We start from the raw sequence: 22,363 nt of genomic DNA, 5'->3' as shown, positions 1-22,363 counted from the left end.
TGACCCCGGCCCCTCCCAGGGAGGAGCTGTCGGTTACATGTCCTCCTGGGTGATGCTCAGCACTTCGGCGATGGTCGTCTCGCCCAGCGAAATCTTCCGCGCGCCGTCTTCCAGCAGGGTGATCATCCCCTTGCTCGTGGCGGACTTCTTGATGGTGGAGGCGTCCACGTTCTTCAGCACCAACTGGCGCACGTCGTCGTCCACGGGCAGGAACTCGTAGATGCCCGTGCGGCCGCGGTAGCCGTTGCGGTTGCACGTGGGGCAGCCCACGGCCTTGTAGATGCGGTCCGTCCCGTAGCGCGCCTTGAACGAAGCCAGCGAGTGCCCCAGCTCCTTCAGCTCCACGTCCGTGGGCTGGTAGGCCACGCGGCAGTCGGGGCACACCCGGCGCACCAGTCGCTGGGCGAGGATGCCGGTGAGCGACGAGGCCACCAGGAAGGGCTCCACGCCCATGTCCACCAGACGGGTGACGGCGCCCGCGGCGTCGTTGGTGTGCACCGTGGAGAGCACCAGGTGGCCCGTGAGGGAGGCCTGGATGGCGATCTCCGCGGTGTCCTTGTCGCGAATCTCGCCCACCATGATGACGTCCGGGTCCTGGCGGAGGAACGAGCGCAGGCCCTGGGAGAAGGTGAGGCCGATCTTCGGGTTGATGGCCATCTGGCCAATGCCCTTGAGCTGGTACTCGACCGGGTCCTCGACGGTGAGGATGTTCAGGTCGGAGGTGTTGATCTTCGACAGGGCGCCGTAGAGCGTCGTCGTCTTGCCGGAGCCCGTGGGGCCGGTGACGAGGACGATGCCGTGCGAGCGCTTGATGACCGCCTCCATCGCGTGGAGCGTCACCTGGCTCATGCCAATCTCCGCCAGGTCCAGGAGCGTCGCCGTCTTGTCCAACAGACGCATGACGATGCGCTCCCCGTTCGTGGTGGGGATGGTGGACAGACGGATGTCGATGTCGCGGCCGGCCAGCTTGATGCGGATGCGGCCGTCCTGCGGAAGGCGCTTCTCCGCGATGTTGAGCTGCCCCATCACCTTCACGCGGCTGACGATGGCGTTCTGGTAGCGCTTGGGCGGCTTGATGACTTCCTGGAGCACACCGTCCACGCGGAAGCGCACGAGCAGCTCCCGCTCCATGGGCTCGATGTGGATATCGCTCGCGCGCTCCTTGGCGGCGCGGAAGAGCACGGAGTTCACCAGCCGGATGACCGGTGCCTCGTCGTCCGTGTCCAGGAGGTCCTGTGGCTCGTCCAACTCGTGGGCGAGCGCGTCCAGGTCCTGCGTCTCCATCTCGTCGACCAGCTGCTCGGCCTCGTTGATGGAGCGGTCATAGACGCTGTTGATGGCGTCGGTGATGGTGGAGGCCAGCGCGAGCCGGGGGCTGATGCTCTGCCCCAACAACAGCCGCGCGTGGTCCATGGTGGACGTGTCCAGCGGGTCCGCCACCGCCAGCACCACCGCGTCACCCTCCACGGACAGCGGGAGGATGTGCGACTGCTTGGCGAAGTTGATGGGGATGCGCTTGACCAGCTCCGCGTCCACCTCCTCCGTGAAGATGCGCGCCAGGTAGGGCAGGTCCAACTGGTGCCCCAGGGCCTTGACGACGTCCTCCTCGGAGACCGCCTTGAGGCCCACCAGCACCTCACCGATGCGCCCACCCTTCTCCTCCTGGGCGGCGAGCGCCTCGTGGAGCTTCTCCTCGGTGAGCGAGGGGACGAGCGCGCGAAGGATCTCCCCCAGGGGCCTTCCGCAGAGGAAGGCCTGCCCGTGGGCGACGACCTGGGTGGAGTCGTTCCGGGCGGTGGCCGCGCCGGGCGCGGCGGTGGCGAGGGTGGGGTCGGCGGTCACGTTCATGGGCTCTTAGTTCCCCGATTCAGGCTGGATGCGCAGGCGCTCTGGCGACGCGTCTCCGGAGGACTCCGGAGACGGCGCTTCGGGCGTCGGGGCCGCGGGGGCTGACTCTTCGGAACCCGCGGGGGGCGGAGCCACTTCCCGCACCTCCGGCTCAGGCGACGGGGCAGGCGTGGGCCGCGTGGACGGCGCGGAGTCCTGGCGAGCAGGCGAGGAGGAGCTCGGACCGATGACCTTCTCCCCGTGGAGCCCGGGGCCGCCGTTCTCCGCGCGGTTGCGCTCCCGGATGACGGCCTGGTTCATCCGCGACAGCGGACCGGGCTTGCGGCTGAAGTCCACCGCCACGTCGTAGCCCGGCACCTGGCCGTAGAACTGCTCCACGAACTGCTGCCGCTCCTTCATCTTGCGCTCGAAGATGGTGCGGAAGTCCTCCGGGCCCCGGATGATGTAGGGCGTCAGGAACAGCAGCAGGTTCGTCTTCGTCTTCTTGCGCGACGTCTCCCGGAAGAAGTTGCCGATGATGGGGATGTCGCCGAGCACCGGGACCTTGGTGACGGACTCGATGGTGCGGTCCTGCATGATGCCGCCCAGCACCACCGTCTCCTGGTCCTTGGCGATGACCGTCGTCTTCGCGCTGCGCTTGCTCGTCGTCGGACCGAGCACCGGGTCATTGGAGGCGATTTCCTCCGTCTGCTCCGTGATGACCATGCGGATGTAGTCGCTGTCGTTGATCTGCGGCTTGACGGTCAGCTTCAGCTCCACGTTCTGGCGCTGGATGGGCGCGTACAGCGAGCCCAGACCGCCCAGACCGGCGAGCAGCGACGGATTGAGGCCACCCGCCGCCCCGCCAGCGCCACCCACCTGGGAGCCCAGCGAGGAGGGCGAGAAGCCGGACTGGAAGGGCACGTTCTGGCCCACCGTGATTTCCGCCTCCTCGTTGTCGCTGGTGAGGATGTGCGGCGTGGAGAGCACGTTGACGTCGGAGCTCTGCTGCATCGCGTGCAGCACCACGCCGAAGGCGGGGATGTCCAGGCCCAGCTTCTCCAGCGCCGGAATCACCGGACCCTGAAGGCCCGCGAGGAAGCCGCCGAAGGACGCCAGGTTCGCAAGGCTCAGCGAGGGCGGAAGGCCCTGGCCGCCGTTGTTGGTGCCAATCAGGCCGGGCGCCGCGCCGCGGTCGGTCTGGAGCGCGAAGCCGCTGTGCAGGTTGACGCCGAACTCGGCGTTGCGGTCCAGGTTCACCTCCATGATGACGGCCTCGACGAACACCTGGCGGCGGGGCGTGTCGAGCTGCTGGATGACCTGGACGATGTTCTTGTAGTCCGTCTGGCTGGCGACGATGACCAGCGAGTTGGTGCCCTTGTCGGCCGAAATCTTCACCTCGCCGCTGAACAGCTCCGCGGCCTGGGTGGTGCCGGCGGGACGCGGGGCGCCCTGGGGCATGTTCGGCATCGGCGAGCGCGGCCGGTTCGCGGTGCCCTGGGCCAGCGACTGGAGCGTGCTGGCCAGCTCCTCCGCGTTGGCGTTCTCCAGGTAGTAGACGTTGATGCGACCGCCCGTGCCGGAGGGGATGTCGATCTGCGTGACGATGTCCTGGATGCGCTCGAACGCGGCGGGGCTGGCCACGATGATGAGCTTGTTGGTGCGCTCGTCCGGGATGATCTGCGACAGCGTCACCGGCCCGGCGGAGGCCTCCTGGCCGCCCGAGGCGGGCTGGGCAATCACCTCACCACCGGGCTGTCCGGCGGGCGGCACGCCCTGCGTGAAGGTGCCGGGCCGCTGACCGGGACGGGCGCCCTTGGCCTCGAAGAGGCGCTGCACCGTGGTGGCCACGTCCTGAGCGGAGGCGTACTGCACCTGGATGACCCGCAGCTCGTCGCTGGCCGCGCGCGTGTCCAACTGGTCGATGAGGCGCTCCAGTCGGTGGATGTTGGAGCCCACGTCGTTGACGATGATGGTGTCCGGCGGATACGGGATGGTGTCGCCGTCCTTGGAGACCAGCTGCTGCAGTACCCCGCGCAGGGGCTCCACCTCCACGTTGCGGATGCGGAACAGCTTGGTGATCATCTGCTCGTTGGTCGTGTACGGCTGGCCATCCTCGACGATGGTGGGGATGGGGTTCTGCTTCGCCGAGCGCTTGTCGACGATCTTCATGAACCGGCCGTACTGGTACGCGGCGAGCCCGTTGGCGTCGAGTGAGGCCAGGAAGGCGGAGTAGAACGCGTCGGCGTCCACTTCGACGCGGCCGTTCTCCGGGCCGATGATGGAAATCTTTCCGCGCACGTTCTCCGGAAGGATGAACGTGCGGCAGGTGGCGTCGGCGACCGTCTGGACGAGCTTTTCGATCTCCACCTTGTCGAAGTAGATGCCGTAGCGCGCGTTGCGCCGGGCCTCTTCGCACGTGGGCGTACGCCGGGAACCCTGATTGGACTCGTCGGCGCCCGGGGGCGACGACTGGGGAGTGATGGTCCGCTCACCCGGCGCTGAAGGCGCGGAGGTGCCGGGCGGAGGGGGGCGGCGCTGCGCCTGCGCGGGGACGGCGAGCGCGAGGCACAGGCAGAGCATCCAGGACGGGAGCGTCTTCATGGAGGAGCGGGCGCGGCGTGGGGTTTAACGGACGTTGTAGGACTTGCGGATCGGCGCGCCGTTGCGCTCGATCTCGATTTCAATGCGGGATGAGTCCTTCATCTTCGAATACACCTCGAGCGCCTTCTCGGGGCTGTTGAGGTCGAATCCGTTGATGCGGCGGATGACGTCGCCGTTCTGGACTCCAATCTTCGAGTAGATGGAGTCCGGGCGGATGGAGAAGAGCTTGAACCCCACGGCCTGGCCGTCCTTGAAGGCGGGAACGATGCGCGCCTGCATGGCCACGTCGTTGAGGTTGTTGAGCGTCTTGTCGATCTCCGCGCGAGGCACTTCGTACTCGTTGTCGCTGACGGCGCGGATGCCACTGGTGGACGCGGTGTTCGCCTGCGCCACCGGAGGCGTGGGCGGCGTGAAGGCCTGAGCGCCGTCGCCCGGGTTGCCGTCGATGAACTCCTTGCGGCCGCCATTGAGGACGATGACGCGCTCACGCTCGATTTCGAGCACGGTGGCGCCCTGCAGGGCATTGCCCACCATGTACGTCTGCGAGCGCTGCGTCACCATGTCCTGGATGGAGGCGAAGGACCAGTCGGGGTTGCCCGCGACGAGCGTGCCCAGGAGCTTCACGCGCAGGCCGCTCTTCACGGGGGCCGCGTTGGGGTCGACCTGAGGCGCGGTGGGTTCCGCCACCGGGACCTCCGGCTCCGGAATCTTGATGCCAGTCACCCGGGACAGCTGCTCCATGTCCGGCAGCGCCAGTGCGGACTGGGCTGGCCGGGCGTTGGCGGGCGCGCGCGCGGCGGCCCCCGACGTGGGCACCGGGGAGATGGCGGACTCGACGAACAGGTTCACCGTCTTCGCCGCCAGCAGCGCGACGAGGAGGACGAACAGCAGGTTCACCGTCCAAAAGTATTTTCGAAAGAAGAGTTCCATCACGCTTCCGAGAGAAAGCCGAACCCGTGGAGAGCAAGCCAGGTGCCACCGCGGGCCAGTGGGGCCAATCAAGGGGGACGGCCAAGCGCTCGAAATTATTCCGGAATGAGGGACAGCTCCGGGCGACTGAGCGAGCTGCCCCGAGCCTTGGGACAAATTGTCAAAGCCAGGTGGGGGCCTTTGTGACGGCCTGTCAGTCCTCGCTTCCGGCGGGGGGCTCACCGCCGTTGGACTGCTCGCGCTCCAGCTTGCGGTAGATGGTGCGGGCCGCGATGCCCAGCAGCCGGGCGGCCAGCGTCTTGTCGCCCTTGGTGTGGCGCAAGGTCTCGTGGATCACCCGGCGCTCCACCTCTTCCATGGGCGTTCCAATGGGAATGACCAGCTGGGAGGCGGCGCCGAGCGGGCCCTTGCGCACCGACTCGGGCAGGTCGCTGGCCTCCAGCACCTCGCCTCGCGCGAGCACCACCGCGCGCTCGACGGCGTGCTCCAGCTCTCGCACGTTGCCGGGCCAGGCGTAGTTCTCCAGCGTCTGGAGCGCCTCTGGAGAGAAGCCGCGCAGCACCTTGCCGTTCTTGGCGGCGAAGCGGCGCAGGAACGCGTCCGCCAGCAGGGGGATGTCCTCCCGGCGCGAGGCCAGCGCGGGGACGCGGATCTCCACCACGTTGAGGCGGTAGTAGAGGTCCTCGCGGAAGCGGCCCTCGGCCACCTCCTTCTGGAGGTCCTTGTTGGTGGCGGCCACCAACCGCACGTCCACCTTCACGATCTGCGTGCCGCCCAACCGCTCGATTTCGCCCTCGGCCAGCGCGCGCAGGAGCTTCACCTGGGCGGGCAGCGGCATCTCACCGACTTCGTCCAGGAAGAGGGTGCCACCGTGGGCGCGCTCGAAGCGGCCCTCGCGTCGGGCCACCGCGCCGGTGAAGGCGCCGCGCTCCACGCCGAACAGCTCCGCCTCCAGGATGTTCTCCGGCAGCGCGCCGCAGTTGACGGCGACGAAGGCGCCCTTGGCCCGGCTGGAGTACTCGTGCACCGAGCGCGCGGCCAGCTCCTTGCCCGTGCCTGACTCGCCCAGCAGCAGCACCGTGGCGGTGGAGGGCGCCGCCTGGCGGATGGTGTCCAGCATGGCGCGGAAGGCGGGGGACTGGCCCACCATGGTGCGCCCGCCCGCGGCGCTCATCTCCGCCAGCTTCGCCTTGAGCGTCTGGTTCTCCGAGACGAGGGCCCGCTTCTCCAGCGCCTTCTGCACCGCCTTCACCAGCGCGTGGCGCTTGAGGGGCTTGGTGATGAAGTCGTAGGCGCCGTCCTTCATCGCCGCCACGGCCGTCTCCACCGTGCCGTAGGCGGTCATCAGCACCACCTCCACGTCGGGGCGGATGGTGCGCGCCGCGCGGAGCAGCTCCTGCCCGTCCATGCCGGGCATCATCAAATCCGTCACCATCACCGTGACTTCCGGACGGCGCAGCATCTCCAGCGCCTCCGTCCCGTTGGCGGCGGACAGCGTGGCCATGTTCTCCCGCTGGAAGATGCGCGTCACGGAGTCGAGGTTGGCGCGGTCGTCGTCGACGACGAGAACGGTGGAGGTGGTCATGATGGGCGCCGCTTCTTGCAATCCCCGTTCCCTACGCGTGCTCGTCGTCCGACTCGACAGGGCCACCGCCCATCCGGCCGATGTCCTCGCGCTTGACGGACTCCAGGTTGAACTTGAGCGCGCTGGCCAGCATCCGGTCCAGCGTTTCGTCGAAGTCGGGCTTGCCGCCGTTCTTGCGGAAGCGCAGGAAGTTGATGCGCGCGACGACGAAGTTCTTGAGGTAGGGGCTCTGCAGGCCCCGCTCCTTCAGGCCGTTGACGACGGCCACCACGGCGTCGTCCAGCTCCAGGAGCCGGTCCGCCCGGGCCTCTCGCAGGGCGAGCGCGGCCCCGAGCGGCTTGTCGAGGAAGTCCTCCACCACCTTGACGAACGGGTGGTAGGCGCCCGCGGAGAAGCGGGGGCGCTTCTCGTACGCCGCGCCGAGCGTGACGAAGGAAGGCTCCTCGAACAGGTGCGCGAAGGCGGTCTCCTTGCCCTCGCGGCCCGCGCCGACGAGGCCCCGGTACATGCGGACCACCTCCAGCGAGCGCTCCTTGAGGTTGTGGGCCTTCTCCGTGTTGAGGGCGAGGATTTGGTAGGCCACGTCCTCGTCGGGAAGCAGCAGGGCGATGATGGACTTGGCGCCCAGAAGCTTGCTCGCGTGCAGGCGGTGGTTGCCGTTGGGCGTCCAGTACTTGCCGTCCTTGCGCACGGCGATGACGGGGTCCAGGAAGCGATCCAACCGCTCCATGGCGCTGGCGAGCCGCTTCACGTGGGGCTCGGACAAGTCCCGCTGGTAGGGCGTGGGCTCCACCTTGTCGATGGGCAGCACCGCGAGCACCACCGGGTGGCCGCCCAACGGCTCGCGGTAGACGCCGAGCACCTCGCCGCCGTCGGTGCGCACGGCCTCGAGGATGTCGATGGGGTACTCCACCGAGTCGCTGGCCACGTCCGCGGGCGTCAGGCCCCGGGACTTGGGGTCCGCCTTCTTGCGACGGGGCTTGCGAGGGGTGGTGGCCGGCTTCGCCTTCGCGGCGGCGGCCGTCTTTTTTCGTGCGGACTTCGCTGCCATGGGTGCGCCCTCCTGCGCTGCGGACGAAAGGTGTAGCCGGAGGCCCTGACATTCGCCTCCCCCAACACGTGGGGGAGGGGGCCTCCCGCGTCGCCCACGCTAGGGGGACGCGGGAGGTAGGGCTACTCTCCCGAGAGGGTGAGCTGCCGGAAGCGGACAGTGGGCGCGCCCACGGTGCCGCCTCGGAACTGCAAATCGTTGCCGACGCCGTCCATGTCCTGGAGCATCTTCAGGACGTTGCCGGCCACGGTGACTTCCTGCACCGCGTGCGTCAGCTCGCCGTTTTCAATCCACAGGCCGTTGGCACCCGCGGACAGCTCGCCCGTCACGGGGTTTGCCCCATGGCCGAGCAGCGACGTGACGTAGAAGCCCCGGTCCACCTCGCGGATGAGCTGCTCGGGCGGCGTGGTGCCCGCCTCCAGATACAGGTTGCTGGTGCCGATGGTGGGCAGCGCGTTGTAGCCGCGCTTGGCGTTGCCCGTGGGCCGCGCCTTCGCCTTGCGCGCGGTGAAGGCGTCATAGAGGAAGTTCGACATCACGCCCCGGTCGATGATGGGGGTGCGCCGGGTGGGCACGCCCTCGCCGTCGAAGGGCGCGGTGGCCAGGCCTCGCGACAGGAGGCCGTTGTCCACCAGCGTGACGTGCTCGCTCGCGAGCCGCTTGCCCTGGAGCGACGCCAGCATGCTGGCCTGCTGGTGCACGGCATTGCCGCTGGCCGCCCTGGCCACGCCGGACATGAAGGACGCGGTGACGAGCGGGTCGAAGAGCACGGGAACCTGCTGCGTCTTCACACGCTTCGCGCCCAGCATCCGCACCGCGCGCCGCGTCGCCTCGCGGCCGATGGACTCCGGCGAATCCAGGTCCGCGAGGAAGCGCTTGTAGTCCAGCCAGTAGCCCTTCTGGAGCTGGCCGTCCGCGGCGGCCACCGGCAGCGCGTACAGGTACACGTACGTGCCCGAGTAGCCTCCGGCCATCCCCTCCGACGACGCGACGTACACCTCGGACACGAAGTCCCCGGCGCCCACCGCGTTGAACGTCGTGACGCGCGAGTCCTCCGCGCGGCCCGCCTTCTCCATCTCCAGCGCGGCCTTCACCTTCCAGTCGCCGGGCAGGTTCGCCACGGCCGGGTCATACAAATCGCCCGTGTCTCCGTAGCGGCCCAGCTCCTTCGCGCCGGGCAGGCCGTTGAGCTTGCTGGGCGCGGCGGCCTCGGCCAGCTTCAGCGCCTGGTCCACGAGGAGCTCCAGCCCCGAGGGCTCGAAGTCCGACGTGAAGGCGAAGCCGAGCCGGCCCTTCACGACGACGCGCAGGCCCACGCCCTTGGACGTGGACTGGGTGAGGTCTTCAATCTGTCCTTCGCGCACGCGCACGTTGCTCTGGCGGCTCACCTCCAGGAAGGCTTCGGCCTGGTGGGCGCCCTTCTTCGTGGCGCGCTGGACGATTTTCTTCGCGAGCTTCTGGTAGTCCATGGTGTCTGGCGCTCTCTCTCAACCGACCTGGGTTCCGCCCACGGTGACGTTGTCGATGCGCAGCGTGGGCAGGCCCACGCCCACCGGCATCGACTGCCCGTTCTTCCCACACACGCCCATGCCCGGGTCCGGCTGCGGGTCGCACCCCACGCGGGACACGTTCTTCAGCGCCTCCGGCCCCACGCCGATGAGGATGGCGTTCTTCACCGGCCGGCCCAGCTTGCCGTCTTCAATCTGGTACGCCTCGCTCACCTCGAAGACGAAGTTGCCGTTGCTGATGTCCACCTGCCCGCCACCGAAGGTCGCGCAGTACAGCCCGCGCTTCACTTCCTTCAGGATGTCGTCGGGGTGGTGGTTGCCCGGCGCGAGGAACGTGTTCGTCATGCGGGGGATGGGCAGGTGCCGGAAGGACTCGCGCCGCCCGCTGCCCGTGGAGCGCTGCCCCATCAGCTTCGCGTTGAGGCTGTCGTAGAGGTAGCCCTTGAGCACGCCGTTCTCGATGAGGACCTTGCGCTCCCCCGGCGTCCCCTCGTCGTCGATGTTGATGGAGCCTCGGCCGCTGGCCACCGTGCCGTCGTCGATGACGGTGACCAGCTCGGAGGCCACCTTCTCTCCCAGCTTGCCGGCGAACAGCGACGTGCCCTTGCGGATGAAGTCCGCCTCCAGGCCGTGGCCCACCGCCTCATGCAGGAGGATGCCGCTCCAGCCGGGCGCCAGCACCACCGTCTGCGGGCCCGCGGCGCAGTCCACCGCGCCCAGCGTGGCCACCGCCTGTCGCGCCGCCTCACGGGCCACTTCCTCCGGGGGGAAGGTGGCCCAGTGGGTGAACGGCACCCGACCGCCCCCGCCGTACATGCCCGTGCGCCGCTCGTTCTTCTTGCCCTGCACCACCACCTGCACGGAGATGCGGCACAAGTCCTGGGTGTCCTCGGTGTAGCGCCCCTCCGTGTTGGCCACCGCGAGGCGCCGCGTCTGGTCCGCGTAGGCGCCATTGACCTGCGTCACCCGCGAGTCGAACGCGCGAGCCGCCTGGTCCGCGCGCGTCAGCAGGGACGCCTTGAGCGACACCTCCACGTCCGACAGCGGGGTGGGGACCCGGTAGTGGCTGGGCACCGCGACGCGGGAGACGGGGAAGGCGCGCTCGGAGCCCTGGCCCTGGGCAATCATCGCCGCCGTGGAGGCCGCCCGCAGCAGCGCGGGCTCGTCCCAGTCGTCGGAGAAGGCGTACCCCACCTTTCCTCCGGAGATGACCCGCACCCCCACGCCCTGAACCAGGCCCGTCTGGGCGCTTTTGATGCGCGACTCCTCCAGCACCACGCTGGTGCTGTGGGTGCGCTCCACGTAGACCTCCGCGAAGTCACCCCCGCGCTCCATGGCCACCGCCAGCAGTCGCTCGAGCAGCGGCTGGGGCAGCAGGGGAGCGGGCGAGGGCCGCCGGGCCGCCAGGGGGGCGAGCTGGGAAGAAGGGGCGCGTCGGGTCGGCGCGGACGCTTGGGGCATTCAGGAACTCCCTCGGTGAAGCGGTGGGGGGTGTGGAAACCTACATAGGAGGGGAAATCTCCGGGAGCAACGGACAATGGCCGCCCTTCTTTCCCCGCGGGCTGGCCTGTCGCATTCCCACCGTGGGGGCCGGCGCTTTAAGATGGCCGACGTTTCGGAACCTGGACCCCACCCCATGCCTGCTCGTCCTCCATCCTCTCCTCGCGCTGGCGCCGGCCGTTCCGGCGGTGACGCGGGGGCGGACTCTCCATCGGCGAAGCCGTCAGCCCGGGCTCGCCCTCCGCGCGAGGCGTCACCCGCCGACGAGGATTTCGCCGCACCCCTCTCCGGGGAAGAAGGCTATCCCGACGGCCCCGCGAACCCGGAGCTGTACGGTGACGCGCAACCTCCCCGCTCCCGCACGGATGAGACGCGCGTGGGCGCCGTGCCGGAGTCGCGCGAGGACGCGGTGCGCCGCGACGACGACGACGACAACTCCGAGTCCACGCGCGCCGGTCCGCCCGTGCAGATGCTGGTGCTGGCCGGACCGGACCGGGGGCGCAAGAAGCGCTTCCAGGGCGTGCGGATGGTGGTGGGGCGCGGCAAGGACTGCGACTTCGTGTTGGACGACCAGTCGGTGTCGCGCCGGCACCTGGAGCTCGTCTACGGCCAGACCGGCGTGGCGATGCGAGACCTGGGCAGCATCTCCGGCACCCAGGTGAATGATCAGCGCGTGGACGAGTGTCTGCTCAAGCACGGCGATGAAATCGCCATGGGCAAGACGCGCCTTCGCTTCGTGGACGAGGCGGAGCAGATCAAGGAGATGCGCGCGCAGGCGGAGGCTCGCGAGGCCGAGGAGAAGCGCGAGCGCGAGGAGGCCGCCAAGGAGAAGGACGAAGCCCGGAAGGCCGCGGGCGCCGCTCGTGGTTCAGACGTGGATCCGAATGATCCCCGGCTGAACGAGATGACCAACGCCAACTACCGGGTGCCGGACGGGTTCCAGGACAAGGCGCAGAACAAGGGCAAGGGCGCCATCGCCATCCCCCGTCCCCGTCCGCCCCCCAGGAGCGCCGTCACGGGTGGAGGGCCGAACTCGAAGACGAAGCTGCTCATCGCCGTGGGTGGCGGTGTGGTGGTGCTGCTGATGCTGGGCCTGCTGTTCATCCCCTCCGGGCCGCCGCCTCCGCCGCCGGTGGATCCGAACATCGAGCGCTCGAAGCTGCTGATGCAGAAGGCGCGCGAGGCGGTGCGCGCGGACGACTACGCCACCGCGGTGCGGCTCGTGGAAGAGGCGGAGAAGCTGCGGCCGGGCGTCGACGAGGAGGGCCTGGGCAAGGCTGCGAGCAAGCAGTTGGAGGTGGTGCAGTCCTTCGAGTCCGTGCGCGCGCTGATGGTCGCCCAGCAGTTCGAGGAGGCGCGCACGAAGCTCGCGGCCACGCCGCAGGGCACGGCCAAGATGGACGACATCCGGCGCAAGCTGGAGACGGAGCTGGAGGAGAAGGACGCCGCGTTCCGCATCCAGCAGATGGAAGACGCGCTCGCGGCCCGGGACCCGGAGGCGGCGCGTCCGCTGCTGGACCGCGTGCCGGACCTGAACAAGCCGGCCTATGCGCAGAAGCTCCAGGACCTGGAGGCGGAGCTGGCGAAGGAGTCCGCGGACGGTGCGCGAAGGGACCGCGCCAACCGCGAGCGCGCCGCGCTGAACGCCAAGGAGGAGCGCAAGCTCTTCCTCGAGGAGGCCTTCACCGACGTGGAGCGGCGCTTCAACGGCGGCGACTATCAGCGCGCGGTGCTGGAGTGCGACCGCGTCACGGAGAAGTACAAGGCGGAGAAGGACGTGAAGGAGCGGGCGCGCCAGTTGAAGACGCTCATTCCCCAGTTCCAGCGCTCGCTGGACGACGCGCAGAAGAAGCTGGCGTCCAACGCGCTGGAGTCGGCGTCGAAGCCGCTGCGCCGGGCGGCGGAGCTGTACCGGCAGATTGGCTTCCAGGGCTCGCTGGGCAACACGCTGGACGAGCAGCTGGCGTCGGCGGCCCTGGCGGCGGGACAGGCGGCGCTGAAGAAGGGGGACCTGGCGGCGGCGGGGCTCAACTTCCGCGAGGCCCTGCGCCTCAACCCGGGGGACCGCCGGGCGCGTGACGGCCTGGACGACCTGCAGAAGAAGGTGGAGGAGCTCTACATGCGCGCCTATATCGAGCGCGACAGGGACCCCCAGTCCGCGGCGGTGAAGTTCAAGATTGTCATCGAGACAGCGCCCGAGGGCTCGGATACGAAGCGCAAGGCGGAGATGTACCTGAGCGAGCTCCAGCCGTGAGCGGCGCTGCTGCAACAACGAAGGTTCGTGGAGACATGGGATGAGCGAGTCGTCGCTGCGTGAACTCGGAATGGACCTCATCGAGGAGCGCCAGTTCGAGCGCGCCCTCGCCGTGTTCGCGGAGGCCGTACGTCGCGTCCCCGCGGACCACCGCTCGCGGATGATGGCGGCCCGGTGTCTGGCGGAGCTGGGCGAGCGCGAGCGCGCCGTCACGTCGTACCACGCGTGCGCGGAGGGACTCCTGCGCCGCGACTACCTGCTGTCCGCCATGGCCGCGTGCAAGCTGGCCCTGGAGCTGGCCCCCAACGAGCGACGCCTGAAGGACACGCTCATCCGCGTCCACTCGCGCGCGGTGCGCAGCGCGCCGGGCCGAGCCGCGGTGCCCCCGCCGTTGCCGCCGGAGACGCTGTACGACGGCAAGGTGGAGACGGACCTGATGGGCCTGGTGGGCGAGGAGCTCTCCAACCGCGCCATCGAGGTGCTGGCCGCGCCGGACCCGGGCGGCTCCGCGGACCCCAACAGCCGGCCTCCGCTGCCGCTGTTCGCGGAGCTGGACCGGGAGGCCTTCATCGACCTGGTGGGCCGCATGGCCTGGCGTCGGGTGCGGCCGGAGGAAGTGGTGAGCCGAGAGGGCGAGCCGGCCGACCACCTCTACGTGCTCGTCGCGGGCAAGGCGGAGGTGACGCGGCAGATGGACGGCGAGGCGAAGACACTGGGCTTCCTCGGCGGTGGCTCCATCTTCGGCGAGATTGCCCTGTTGACGGGCGCGCCTCCCACCGCGACGGTGTCCGCGGTGTCGGACACGGAGGTCTTCGAGATTCGCCGCGAGCACCTCAACGCCGTGGCCAAGAATCACCCGGCCGTGCCGCAGGTGCTGGCGGACTTCGCGCAGCAGCGCATGGCGCGAAACCTGATGGCGACTTCGCCCATGTTCCAGACGCTGCCGGAGTCGGAGCGCGGAGCCATGCTGCAGCGCTTCGCCTTCCGCGCGCTCCAGGGGCACGAGAAGGTGCTGGTGGAGGGTGAGCACTCGCCAGGGCTGTTCCTGGTGCTGGCCGGAGAGCTGGTGGTGCAGAAGGAGGACCCGGCGGGCGGCACCGTGACGCTGGGCGTGCTGCGCGAGGGTGACGTGGCGGGGGAAATCTCCCTGCTGACGGGCCTGCGTGCGTCGGCCACCGTGGCGGCCACGCGCAAGACGGCGGCGGCCTTCCTGGAGCGCAACGCGTTCCACGAACTGGTGCGAGTCTTCCCGCACATCCGCACGTACCTGGAGCAGCTGTCGGACCGCCGCCTGAAGCAGATTGGCGAGGCGCTGCGGCCCCTGGAAATCATCGACGCGGACGAGCTGGTGCTCGAGCCCGAGGCGGCGTGAGGAGCGAATGGTGATGTTGTCGCGCTCGAAGGTGGTGGGGGTGGCGCTGGCCCTCATGGCGGCCGGTGCGGTGCTCTACTTCTGGCCGCGTCGGGAGCCGGGAGTCCCGGAGGCCATCACCCGGCAGGTCATCACCATGACGCGCGCCGCGGAGCAGAAGGACATCTCCGGGGTGATGGAGGGCGTGTCCGAGCGCTTCAAGACGGACGGCGGCTGGGACAACCGGCAGGTCCGGGGCGTGCTGACGGGCCAGGTGCTGCGCGGCCAGTGGGTCCGCATCTTCACGACGAACCTGGAGGTGCACGAAGTCTCCCCCACGCAGGGCGACTTCCAGGCCCGCTTCATCTTCGGTCGCTCCCAGGCGGAGAACCTGAAGGACCTGGCGGCGGACAGCGTGCTCAACGCCTACCTCATCGAGGGGACGTTCGAGAAGGAGACCGACGGTGAGTGGCGCATCGTCCGCGCCAAGTACCGTCCGCTGGAGGCCTCGGAGCTGCTGTAGGAACGCGGGTGCCCAGGCTCACTGGAGCAGGGCGCCCGTCTCGTTCATCCACGCCTTGGCCATGGGGCCCTGGCCCGCGGACTCCAGGCCCTTCTTCACGGAGTCGATGCGCGCGGCCAGCTCGTCGCGCGACGTCCCCTGTGAGCGGGCCCGCACGAGGCCAAAGTAGTAGTGCTGACAGCCCGCCGCGTACGCGCTCTGCGCGAAGAGCAGGTCGCCCATGGCGGTATATGCCTCCGGCAGCGTGCCCGCGCCCGTGTCCGGGGCCACGGTGGCCAGCAGGGCCTTCGCACCCTCGTAGTCCTTGCGGAGCACCAGCAGCGCGCCCTTGGCGTACTGGGCTCGCGCCAGCCCGACGCCCTTCGCGGCGATGGCCTTGTCATAGGCGGTGAGCGCGTCGTCCTGTTGGCCCGCGGCCTCCAGCAGCCCGCCCCGGGCGAGCCAGTAGCGGCCGTCCTGCTCCAGGAGGCTGACCTTCTTGCCGTCGGCGGTGGCCACCTGGATGGCGCCGAAGGTGCCCTCGTATGCGTCCAGCAGCGCCAGCGCTCCGGTGTTGTCGCCTGACGCCTGGAGGCTGCGCGCGCCATCCAGGTAGAGCAGGGGCGCGGTGCGCCGTTTCGCCACCGCGGCATCGAAGGCGGCGCGCGCCTCCGGGCCCTTCCGCGCCGACAGGGCCCGGGCCCGGGCGAAGAGGGCGTAGACGTCATCCGGCACCGTCTTCAGCGCGGCGTCCGCTTCCTGGAGCGCCTCGTCCGTCGCGCCCCGCGTCAGCGCCAGCTCCGCCTTCAGGGCCCCCATGCGGGAGCGCAGCGAGGGCGTCAGCTCCGCCTCTTTCTCGGAGGCCGTGGCGAGCGCGCGCTGCGCCTCCTCCAGCTTCTTGCCCTGGTACGCATACGCGAGCCCCGCGCCCAGCCGCGCCATGAGGTGGTCCGGGTTGACGCTGGTGGTCTTCTCGAAGACCTCCACCGCCTGGGCGTGCTGGCCTTCGTCGAGCAGGGCCTCCGCGTACGCGGTGGTGAAGCGCGTGTCCCGGTAGGCCCCCTCGGCGGCGCGGGCGAACGCCTGACGCGCGCCGGGCAGGTCTCCCTTCGCCTGGAGCGTCAGGGCCAGGGCCAGCGTGAGTCGCGGGCTGTTGGCGCCCTGGGCCTGGAGGTCCGCGAGGTACTTCTCCGCCTCGGCCGTCTTGCCCTCCGCGAGCAGATGCAGGGCGCGCGCGCTGTAGCGCTCGCCGGAGCGGGAGTCGAGTGCTTCGGCGCGGGACAGGTACTCGCGCGCTTTGGCATCGGCGCCGGGCTGGTGGTGCTCCAGCCACAGCACTGTCTGGATGTCGGCGGCCAGGGCCTGGCCGTCGCGGGCCTCGGCGTCCACCTGGAAGAGCGTCTCCAGCTCCGCCATGGCGCGGGTCAGGTCCGCGGGGTTGCCCCGGAGGGCCGCCGAGCGGGCCGCGCGCATGCGCTCCTCTGTCTCCTTTCGCACCGCGCCCCGGTGGACGAAGTAGGTGACGGCGCCCGCGAGCACCACGGCCACCACGGCCACCTGCACCAGCGCGCTCTTCCAGCTCTCGCGCCGCTTCCAGTCGCCCTGAACCTCGGTGCCCATGGACCTGTCTCCCCGCGCTGGAGTTGGATGCTATTAGGTACGCCCCTCCCAGGTGTCAATGGAGCGGGCCCCGAGCATGGGAGGAGTGAGCAATGGCGGTTCACACGGCGCTGTCCCCCGAGGTCTTCACTCGCGTCGCCGACATTTTCGGACTGGGGAGTGTGCGGAGCGTGACGCCCATTCCCCAGGGCTCCATCAACACCAACCACCGGCTGGAGACGGACACCGGCCGCTACTTCGTTCGCCACACGACGGTGCGCTCGTCGGATGACCTGCGCTTCGAGTCCGCGCTGCTCGCCCACCTGGCCGCGTACCATTTCCCCTCGCCCGTGCAGCTCACCACGCGCGACGGAGCGACGTTCGTCGAACTCGAGGGCGGGCGCGTCAGCGTCTTCCGCTGGCTGCCGGGCGAGGAGCTGCGCCATCCGAACCTCACCTCCGAGCACCTGGAGCGGCTGGGCACGGAGCTGGGCAAGCTGCACCGCGACACGCAGTCCTTCAGCGGCTCGCGCACCAACCCGTACTCACCGGACGTCGTGCGCGGATGGCTGGCGGAGCTGTCGCGTCACCCGGATGCGACGCTGGCCACCATCGCCGGGGAACTGGAGCGCCTGCTCGACACGGCCGAGTCACAACGCCTGGGCCTGGAGCCGCTCGGCGTCATCCACGCGGACCTCTTCACCGACAATGTGAAGTGGCTGGGCGGTAGCGTGGGGGCCTTCTTCGACTTCGAGATGGCCTGCCGCGAGGCGTACGGGTTGGATCTGGTCATCACCCTGAACGCTTGGTGTTTCGATGGCGGCGGGTATCTGCCGGAGCTGTGCGAGGCGCTGGTGCGCGGCTACCAGGACATCCGGCCGCTGTCTGCCGTGGAGCGGGCCAACCTCTTCGGCCACGCGCTCTTCGGGGCGGTGCGATTCACGGCCAGCCGCATCCGCGACTACCACCTGTCCCCGCTGCCGGCGGACAAGCTGGTGCGCAAGGACTACCGCACCTATCTCGCCCGGGCGCGCGCGCTGTCGGCCATGGGGCCTTCGGGCTACGCGACGCTCCTGGGCTTGTGAGCTACCGGGGCGCCATGACGCGCCCCGGAGTCGACGCGGCTTCAGATGCCGGAGAGGATCTTCCAGCGGCCATCCTCGAGCCGGAACACCATCTGCTCCAACTCCGCCTCCTTCTGGGGGCGGGGGGTGAGGCTGGGCATGCGCCAGCTCACCTTCCAGTAATAGATGGCGGTGGCCATGTCCTTGCCCACCTGCACCCGGCGCACGTCGAGCTCCACCTTGGGCGACTGGAGCTGCGGGAAGAGCGTCTCCAGGTAGGGCACGAGGTTGGCCGTGTTCAGGTCATCCTCGGGGTCCCCCGGCGTGCCGCCATCCTCACGGAAGTCCTTGGACACCAGGGCCTGGATGCCCTTCGCGTCGCGTGCCTCAATGGCAGACCGGTACTGCTCCATCACTGACAAAATGGCCCGCGTGTCGGAGGTGTCGTCGATTTCGGTGCCGGGGATGCGCTTCGGAGCGCAGGCGGCCAGGAGGGTCAGGGCGCAGAGAGCGAGGAAGCGGATGAGCATGGCGGGGCCTTACGAAGACAATGGATGAGAAGTCAACCCATTCCCCCGGCCCCACCTGCACTCCGCGTGCCTCAGCCCTTGCGGATGACCTCGGAGATGAACCGGTTGAGCACCGGAATCTCGTTGTCGAGAATCTTGAGGCCCTCGCCCTGGATGATTTTCTCGCCGATGAGCGCCAGCGGCTTCATCAGGAAGGGCAGCTTGAGGGAGATTTCGCCGTCCATCGACCGCTCCGTCTGCCCGGCGCCCAGGTCACGGAAGCGCATGGTGCCGGTGTTCACCAGCATCTTGGAGATGGTGCCCGACGTGGGCGTGTTGGTGAACGTGAGCTCCTTGCGGCGCTTGTCGTAGGTGGACGTCTCGATGAAGGCGAACCACTCGGGCGGCACGCGCTTGGGGCCGATGCTCTCGATGACCGGCTTGGGGCGGTAGCGCACCTTGCGCTTCACCAGGTCGCCCTCGGTCTTCACTTCAATCGGCGCCAGCTCCAGCAAGACGCCGTGGTACTTGAGGAGGAACTCGAAGTACCGCTCGTCGAGGAGCGCGCGCTCCACCTCGTCCACCGTCCCCTGGATTCGCTGCCTCGTCTCGAACCGCATCGCTTCCCTCCTGATGGGCTGGCTCGTCGCCGCTGTGTGGGCTGCCTGCCTAGCGGAAAGCGCGGCTAGCGGAAAGCCTGTCGTGGCACCAGGGGCCCCTGGAAGGTCTTCTCCTCGAAATCACACCGCTCCCGCCACTCCTGGGCGGTGGCCTTGAAGGCCGTTCCGAAGTCTGGAAGGACCCCGACCTCGTGGCGCACCGCGCCGCAGTCCCCGGCGAGGTAGGCGGCCTCCACCTTCACGCGCAGGGCCTCCCGGCGGAGGGCCTCCGGCAGCGAACCGTCCGCCAGCGCACGTTGGAGGTATTCGCCGGCGAGGATGGGCGAGCCCACCTGCTGGAGTCGGCGGCCCAAAAGGTAGTTGAGGTACGCGTCCTGGGGCACGGCCTGGAGGGCGCGCGTCAGCATCAGCAGGCGCAGCTCCTCGCGCGTCGACTGGAAGTACGCGTCGATGGCCTCGCGTCGCGCGGTGGAGTCCAGCGCCGCGAGCTTCACCTGGGCGGTGCGCGTCAGCTCGGGCGTGGCGTCCAGGGAGAGGACCTCGTCCAGGTAGCGGCGCGCCTGCTCGGGCTGCTGGCGTCGGGCCTCCACGTCCGCGCGGGCCATGGCGACCTCGGCCGCGGTGACGGCCTGGGCCTTGACCTGATGGGCGAGCGTGGAGAGCACGGAGGTGGCCTCGTCGTAGCGCTCCAGCGCGGACAGCGCGGCGGCTTCGCCCAGGCGGAACGAGGGCTCCTCCGGCTGGAGCGAGGCGGCGCGGGTGTAGCGCTCCAGCGCATCCGCGGGGTCTCCCACCAGCGAGGCGCGCGCGGACTCGGTGAGTCGGGCGACTTCGCGGGCGCAGGCGCGGCTGAACAGGCTGCCGGCGCGAAAGCGCGCGAAGGCGCGGGCGATGGCCGTGTCGTCGAGGGGCAGGGCGTCCACGTGGCGTTCCCACTCGGAGACCAGCTCGTCCAGCGGACGCCCGTAGGCGTCGTCGAAGTCCGCGTGGGCGTAGAGCGCGCGCAGCTTGTCCGCGCCGTAGGTCTCCGCGAGGTAGAGCAGGAAGGAGCCGGCCACGGTGTACGCGCGAGCGGGAGCGGATTGGTAGAAGCCCTGCGGCCCCATCAGCTTGCGCATGTCCGGGGCCAGCTTCTGGCGGCGCATGCCCGCGGCCCACTGGTGCAGGGTGAGGTCGCCCTGGGCGGGGCCGTCGGCGGCGACGGCGAACCCTTCGATGACACCCATGAGGGGCCAGAGTCCCAGGCGCGTGGTGACTCGGAACGGGCCGCTGCCGGCGGGGGCGGCCATGACGTGCGCCAATTCGTGGTGCAGGGTGGAGTGGGGGAAGGGCTTGTCCTGGATGTGCAGCTCATACCGCCAGGGCTTGGCGTACTGGGTGCGGCCGGCGCCCACCAGGCGCTGCTTCTCCTCTTCGTTGCGATAGAGCCACACGCGGATGCGCTCGGTGGGGGCCACGCCGAGGAAGCGCTGCACCTGCATCCACCGGAACTCCATGTCACGGGCGAGGCGGTCCACGTCCTCGCGCGATTTGCCCCGGGGGTAGTGGAGGCGGAAGTGCTCCGTGTCGCGCACGCCGCCCAGGGTGTCCGCGAGGTAGGCGTCCGTCATCCGCGTGCGCAGCTGGGGGCCCTTCACCTCCAGGAAGAGGATGGCGGACATGGGGAGCGCGAGCGCCACCAGGCTCCAGGGGCGCACGCTCGCGCGGCGCAGGGTGCCGGCGCCGAGGTCCAGCATCGCGGCGGCGAGCCCCGCCAGGACCCAGGCCCACAGCAGGGTCTCCAGGCGGAACCAGCCCAGCGCGGGCGTCATCACCAGGGCCTCGTCGTAGAGGGGGCCGGGCAGGTGTCCCAGGAAGTGGTTGAAGGCGAAGACCTGGGGACCGGCGACGATGGGCCACACGGTGGGGACGAGCGACAGCAGGACGAGCAGCACGTGCAGTGCCACCCCCCGGGAGGGCCGCCGGGCCTTGAAGCCGCAGAGGACTCCCGACGCCGAGGCCAGCACGGCCGAGGGGAGGGTGAGCATGGGATAGAAACCCACCAGCTCGAAGGGGTCGCACGAGGTGCGCAGCCAGGCGAAGACGGTGGAGGCGAGGAAGGGGGGGATGAGCGCGCCGACATTGAGGACGAGGGCGGCGCCCAGGGCTCGACCCACCGCGGCGCCGGGGCTCTGGGGGACGGCGGCGGCCGGGGGCCTGGGCTCCTGGCCCAGAATGATGCGGCGCTCCTGGAAGGCGGCGGCGACGCCTGGACCCCCGCCGAGCAGGCCCACGGCGATGGCCAGGGCGAGGCTCAATTCGAAGCCGGGGACCCCGAAGAGGGGGAGGAGGACGAGGGCCGAGCCGCCGCCCGCCAGCAGGAGCAGGGGGGCCAGGACGGCCGGGCGGCGCGACAGAGCGCGGGCACGGGTGAGGACTTGCTCCATGGCCTCACCTATACTCCCCAGTCGCATGTCCGAACAGAAGACAGGTCCCGAGCACCGCCAGCACGGGCGCGCGCCCATCGAGCTGAAGGTCGACTACAAGAAGCTCAACTCGTTCTTCGCGGACTACACGAAGAACATCAGCAAGGGTGGCACGTTCATCAAGACGAAGAAGCCGCTGCCCATTGGCACGCGCTTCCTCTTCAAGCTGACGGTGCCGCACCGGGAGGCGCCCTTCGAGTTGTTGGGCGAGGTGGTGTGGTCCAAGGCGGACGGCGACGAGCCGGGCATGGGCATCCGCTTCATCTACAGCAGTGATTCGCAGCGGGTGGAGTTCGAGACGGTGGTGGAGCGGCTGATGTCCGACAGTCTCGGGCCGGAGCTCACCGAGAAGTTGCTCAACAAGCCGCTGCATCCCCAGCATCCATGAAGACGCCTCGTTGGCTCGCGCCCCTGCTCCTTCCGCTGCTGCTGGGCGCCTGCCAGCAGGAAGCGCAGGGCCAACAGCCTTCCACGCCTCCGGCCCCCGTGCGACCGCCTGTCACCGACGTCACCTCGAAGGACTATGTGAGCCCGCCGTTGCCGCGTGCGCATGTGCGGCTCAAGGACGCCTTTGGCGGGGTGCATCGGGTGGAGGTGGAGGTCGCCGCCACGCCGGATTCGCGTCAGCGCGGGTTGATGTGGCGCACGGACCTGGCGGAGGGGAAGGGCATGTTGTTCCTCTTCCCGTCGCAGGAGATGCAGGGCTTCTGGATGCGCAACACGCTCATCTCCCTGGACATCATCTTCATCACCTCGGACCTGCACATCGCGGGGGTGGTGTCGCGCGCGGTGCCGAAGACGCTCGACTCGCGTTCGGTGGGGGCGCCCAGTCAGTACGTGCTGGAGGTGCCCGCGGGCTGGGCGGAGAAGAAGGGCGTGCGCAAGGGCGCGCAGGTGGAGTTCGAGGGCGTGTCGACCATCAGCATCGCCCCGTGACTTCGGTGCTCGTTGCCCGTGCGTGACGTTGCGCGCGCGTGACGTGATGAAGAAGTGA

General features: G+C 69.5%; 17 protein-coding genes. 6 read left to right on the top strand and 11 right to left on the bottom strand.

The annotated features are described in order from the left end of the window. Nucleotides 1-33: 33 nt before the first annotated feature. From gspE to HUA78_RS18240, 7 genes are all read right to left on the bottom strand, one after another. Nucleotides 34-1,848, bottom strand: a complete 1,815-nt coding sequence (gspE, locus tag HUA78_RS18270) for a type II secretion system ATPase GspE (protein WP_141643871.1) — start codon at nt 1,846-1,848, stop codon at nt 34-36. 6 nt (nt 1,849-1,854) lie between these two features. Further along, the gene (gspD, locus tag HUA78_RS18265) at nt 1,855-4,431 is read right to left on the bottom strand and encodes a type II secretion system secretin GspD (RefSeq protein ID WP_174457159.1); all 2,577 of its coding nucleotides are present in this window, start codon (nt 4,429-4,431) and stop codon (nt 1,855-1,857) included. A gap of 24 nt (nt 4,432-4,455) precedes the next feature. Then, nucleotides 4,456-5,361: a type II secretion system protein GspC gene (gene gspC, locus HUA78_RS18260; protein ID WP_174457158.1), complete on the bottom strand. Its 906-nt coding sequence runs from the start codon at nt 5,359-5,361 to the stop codon at nt 4,456-4,458. A 193-nt stretch (nt 5,362-5,554) separates the two neighbouring features. Further along, on the bottom strand, nt 5,555-6,946 hold the full coding sequence (locus HUA78_RS18255) for a sigma-54 dependent transcriptional regulator (RefSeq protein WP_141647404.1): 1,392 nt from the start codon (nt 6,944-6,946) through the stop codon (nt 5,555-5,557). Nucleotides 6,947-6,977: 31 nt separating this feature from the next. Then, nucleotides 6,978-7,997, bottom strand: coding sequence for a ParB/RepB/Spo0J family partition protein (locus HUA78_RS18250; RefSeq protein WP_174457157.1), 1,020 nt, complete (start codon nt 7,995-7,997; stop codon nt 6,978-6,980). A 122-nt stretch (nt 7,998-8,119) separates the two neighbouring features. Continuing rightward, entirely contained in the window at nt 8,120-9,466 is a 1,347-nt protein-coding gene (locus HUA78_RS18245) for a TldD/PmbA family protein (protein ID WP_141647402.1), read from the bottom strand. Nucleotides 9,467-9,484: 18 nt separating this feature from the next. Further along, nucleotides 9,485-10,966: a TldD/PmbA family protein gene (locus tag HUA78_RS18240; protein WP_174476812.1), complete on the bottom strand. Its 1,482-nt coding sequence runs from the start codon at nt 10,964-10,966 to the stop codon at nt 9,485-9,487. A 175-nt stretch (nt 10,967-11,141) separates the two neighbouring features. On the opposite strand from HUA78_RS18240, the gene HUA78_RS18235 reads away from it, so the two are divergent. From HUA78_RS18235 to HUA78_RS18225, 3 genes are read left to right on the top strand one after another with little or no spacing between them, the layout of a single operon-like run. Further along, nucleotides 11,142-13,259 carry an FHA domain-containing protein gene (locus HUA78_RS18235; protein WP_174457154.1) on the top strand — a complete coding sequence of 706 codons (2,118 nt, stop codon included), beginning with the start codon at nt 11,142-11,144 and terminating at the stop codon, nt 13,257-13,259. Nucleotides 13,260-13,299: 40 nt separating this feature from the next. Next, nucleotides 13,300-14,631 (top strand): cyclic nucleotide-binding domain-containing protein, encoded by a 1,332-nt coding sequence (locus tag HUA78_RS18230; protein WP_141647399.1) that lies wholly within the window; start codon nt 13,300-13,302, stop codon nt 14,629-14,631. 7 nt (nt 14,632-14,638) lie between these two features. Then, nucleotides 14,639-15,133 (top strand): hypothetical protein, encoded by a 495-nt coding sequence (locus HUA78_RS18225; RefSeq protein ID WP_141647398.1) that lies wholly within the window; start codon nt 14,639-14,641, stop codon nt 15,131-15,133. 18 nt (nt 15,134-15,151) lie between these two features. On the opposite strand, the gene HUA78_RS18220 is transcribed toward HUA78_RS18225, so the two are convergent. Next, nucleotides 15,152-16,732, bottom strand: coding sequence for a tetratricopeptide repeat protein (locus HUA78_RS18220; protein WP_174467502.1), 1,581 nt, complete (start codon nt 16,730-16,732; stop codon nt 15,152-15,154). A gap of 92 nt (nt 16,733-16,824) precedes the next feature. Between HUA78_RS18220 and HUA78_RS18215 the strand changes: the two genes are divergently transcribed. Continuing rightward, nucleotides 16,825-17,796, top strand: a complete 972-nt coding sequence (locus tag HUA78_RS18215) for a homoserine kinase (protein WP_141647396.1) — start codon at nt 16,825-16,827, stop codon at nt 17,794-17,796. A gap of 41 nt (nt 17,797-17,837) precedes the next feature. Here the strand turns inward: HUA78_RS18215 and HUA78_RS18210 are convergent, their stop codons facing one another. The 3 genes from HUA78_RS18210 to HUA78_RS18200 all read right to left on the bottom strand — a co-directional run bounded on the left by HUA78_RS18210 (nt 17,838) and on the right by HUA78_RS18200 (nt 21,330). After that, complete coding sequence (locus HUA78_RS18210) at nt 17,838-18,305, bottom strand: nuclear transport factor 2 family protein (RefSeq protein ID WP_141647395.1); 468 nt, start codon at nt 18,303-18,305, stop codon at nt 17,838-17,840. Nucleotides 18,306-18,376: 71 nt separating this feature from the next. Continuing rightward, nucleotides 18,377-18,904: a hypothetical protein gene (locus HUA78_RS18205; RefSeq protein ID WP_141647394.1), complete on the bottom strand. Its 528-nt coding sequence runs from the start codon at nt 18,902-18,904 to the stop codon at nt 18,377-18,379. A 65-nt stretch (nt 18,905-18,969) separates the two neighbouring features. Continuing rightward, nucleotides 18,970-21,330, bottom strand: coding sequence for a tetratricopeptide repeat protein (locus tag HUA78_RS18200; protein ID WP_174476811.1), 2,361 nt, complete (start codon nt 21,328-21,330; stop codon nt 18,970-18,972). Between the two features lie 25 nt (nt 21,331-21,355). Here HUA78_RS18200 and plpQ point away from each other — a divergent pair, with 25 nt between their 5' ends. Further along, nucleotides 21,356-21,757: a motility regulator PlpA gene (plpQ, locus tag HUA78_RS18195; protein WP_141647970.1), complete on the top strand. Its 402-nt coding sequence runs from the start codon at nt 21,356-21,358 to the stop codon at nt 21,755-21,757. Beyond that, nucleotides 21,754-22,305 carry a DUF192 domain-containing protein gene (locus HUA78_RS18190; RefSeq protein WP_174461831.1) on the top strand — a complete coding sequence of 184 codons (552 nt, stop codon included), beginning with the start codon at nt 21,754-21,756 and terminating at the stop codon, nt 22,303-22,305. Before plpQ ends, HUA78_RS18190 begins: the two co-directional genes overlap by 4 nt. The last annotated feature ends 58 nt before the right edge of the window (nt 22,306-22,363 follow it).

The organism is Myxococcus sp. CA033 (assembly GCF_013336625.1).
Classification (GTDB): domain Bacteria; phylum Myxococcota; class Myxococcia; order Myxococcales; family Myxococcaceae; genus Myxococcus; species Myxococcus llanfairpwllgwyngyllgogerychwyrndrobwllllantysiliogogogochensis.
Note: the sequence above shows the minus strand (reverse complement) of the source record. Positions and strands in the feature narration are given on the sequence as shown.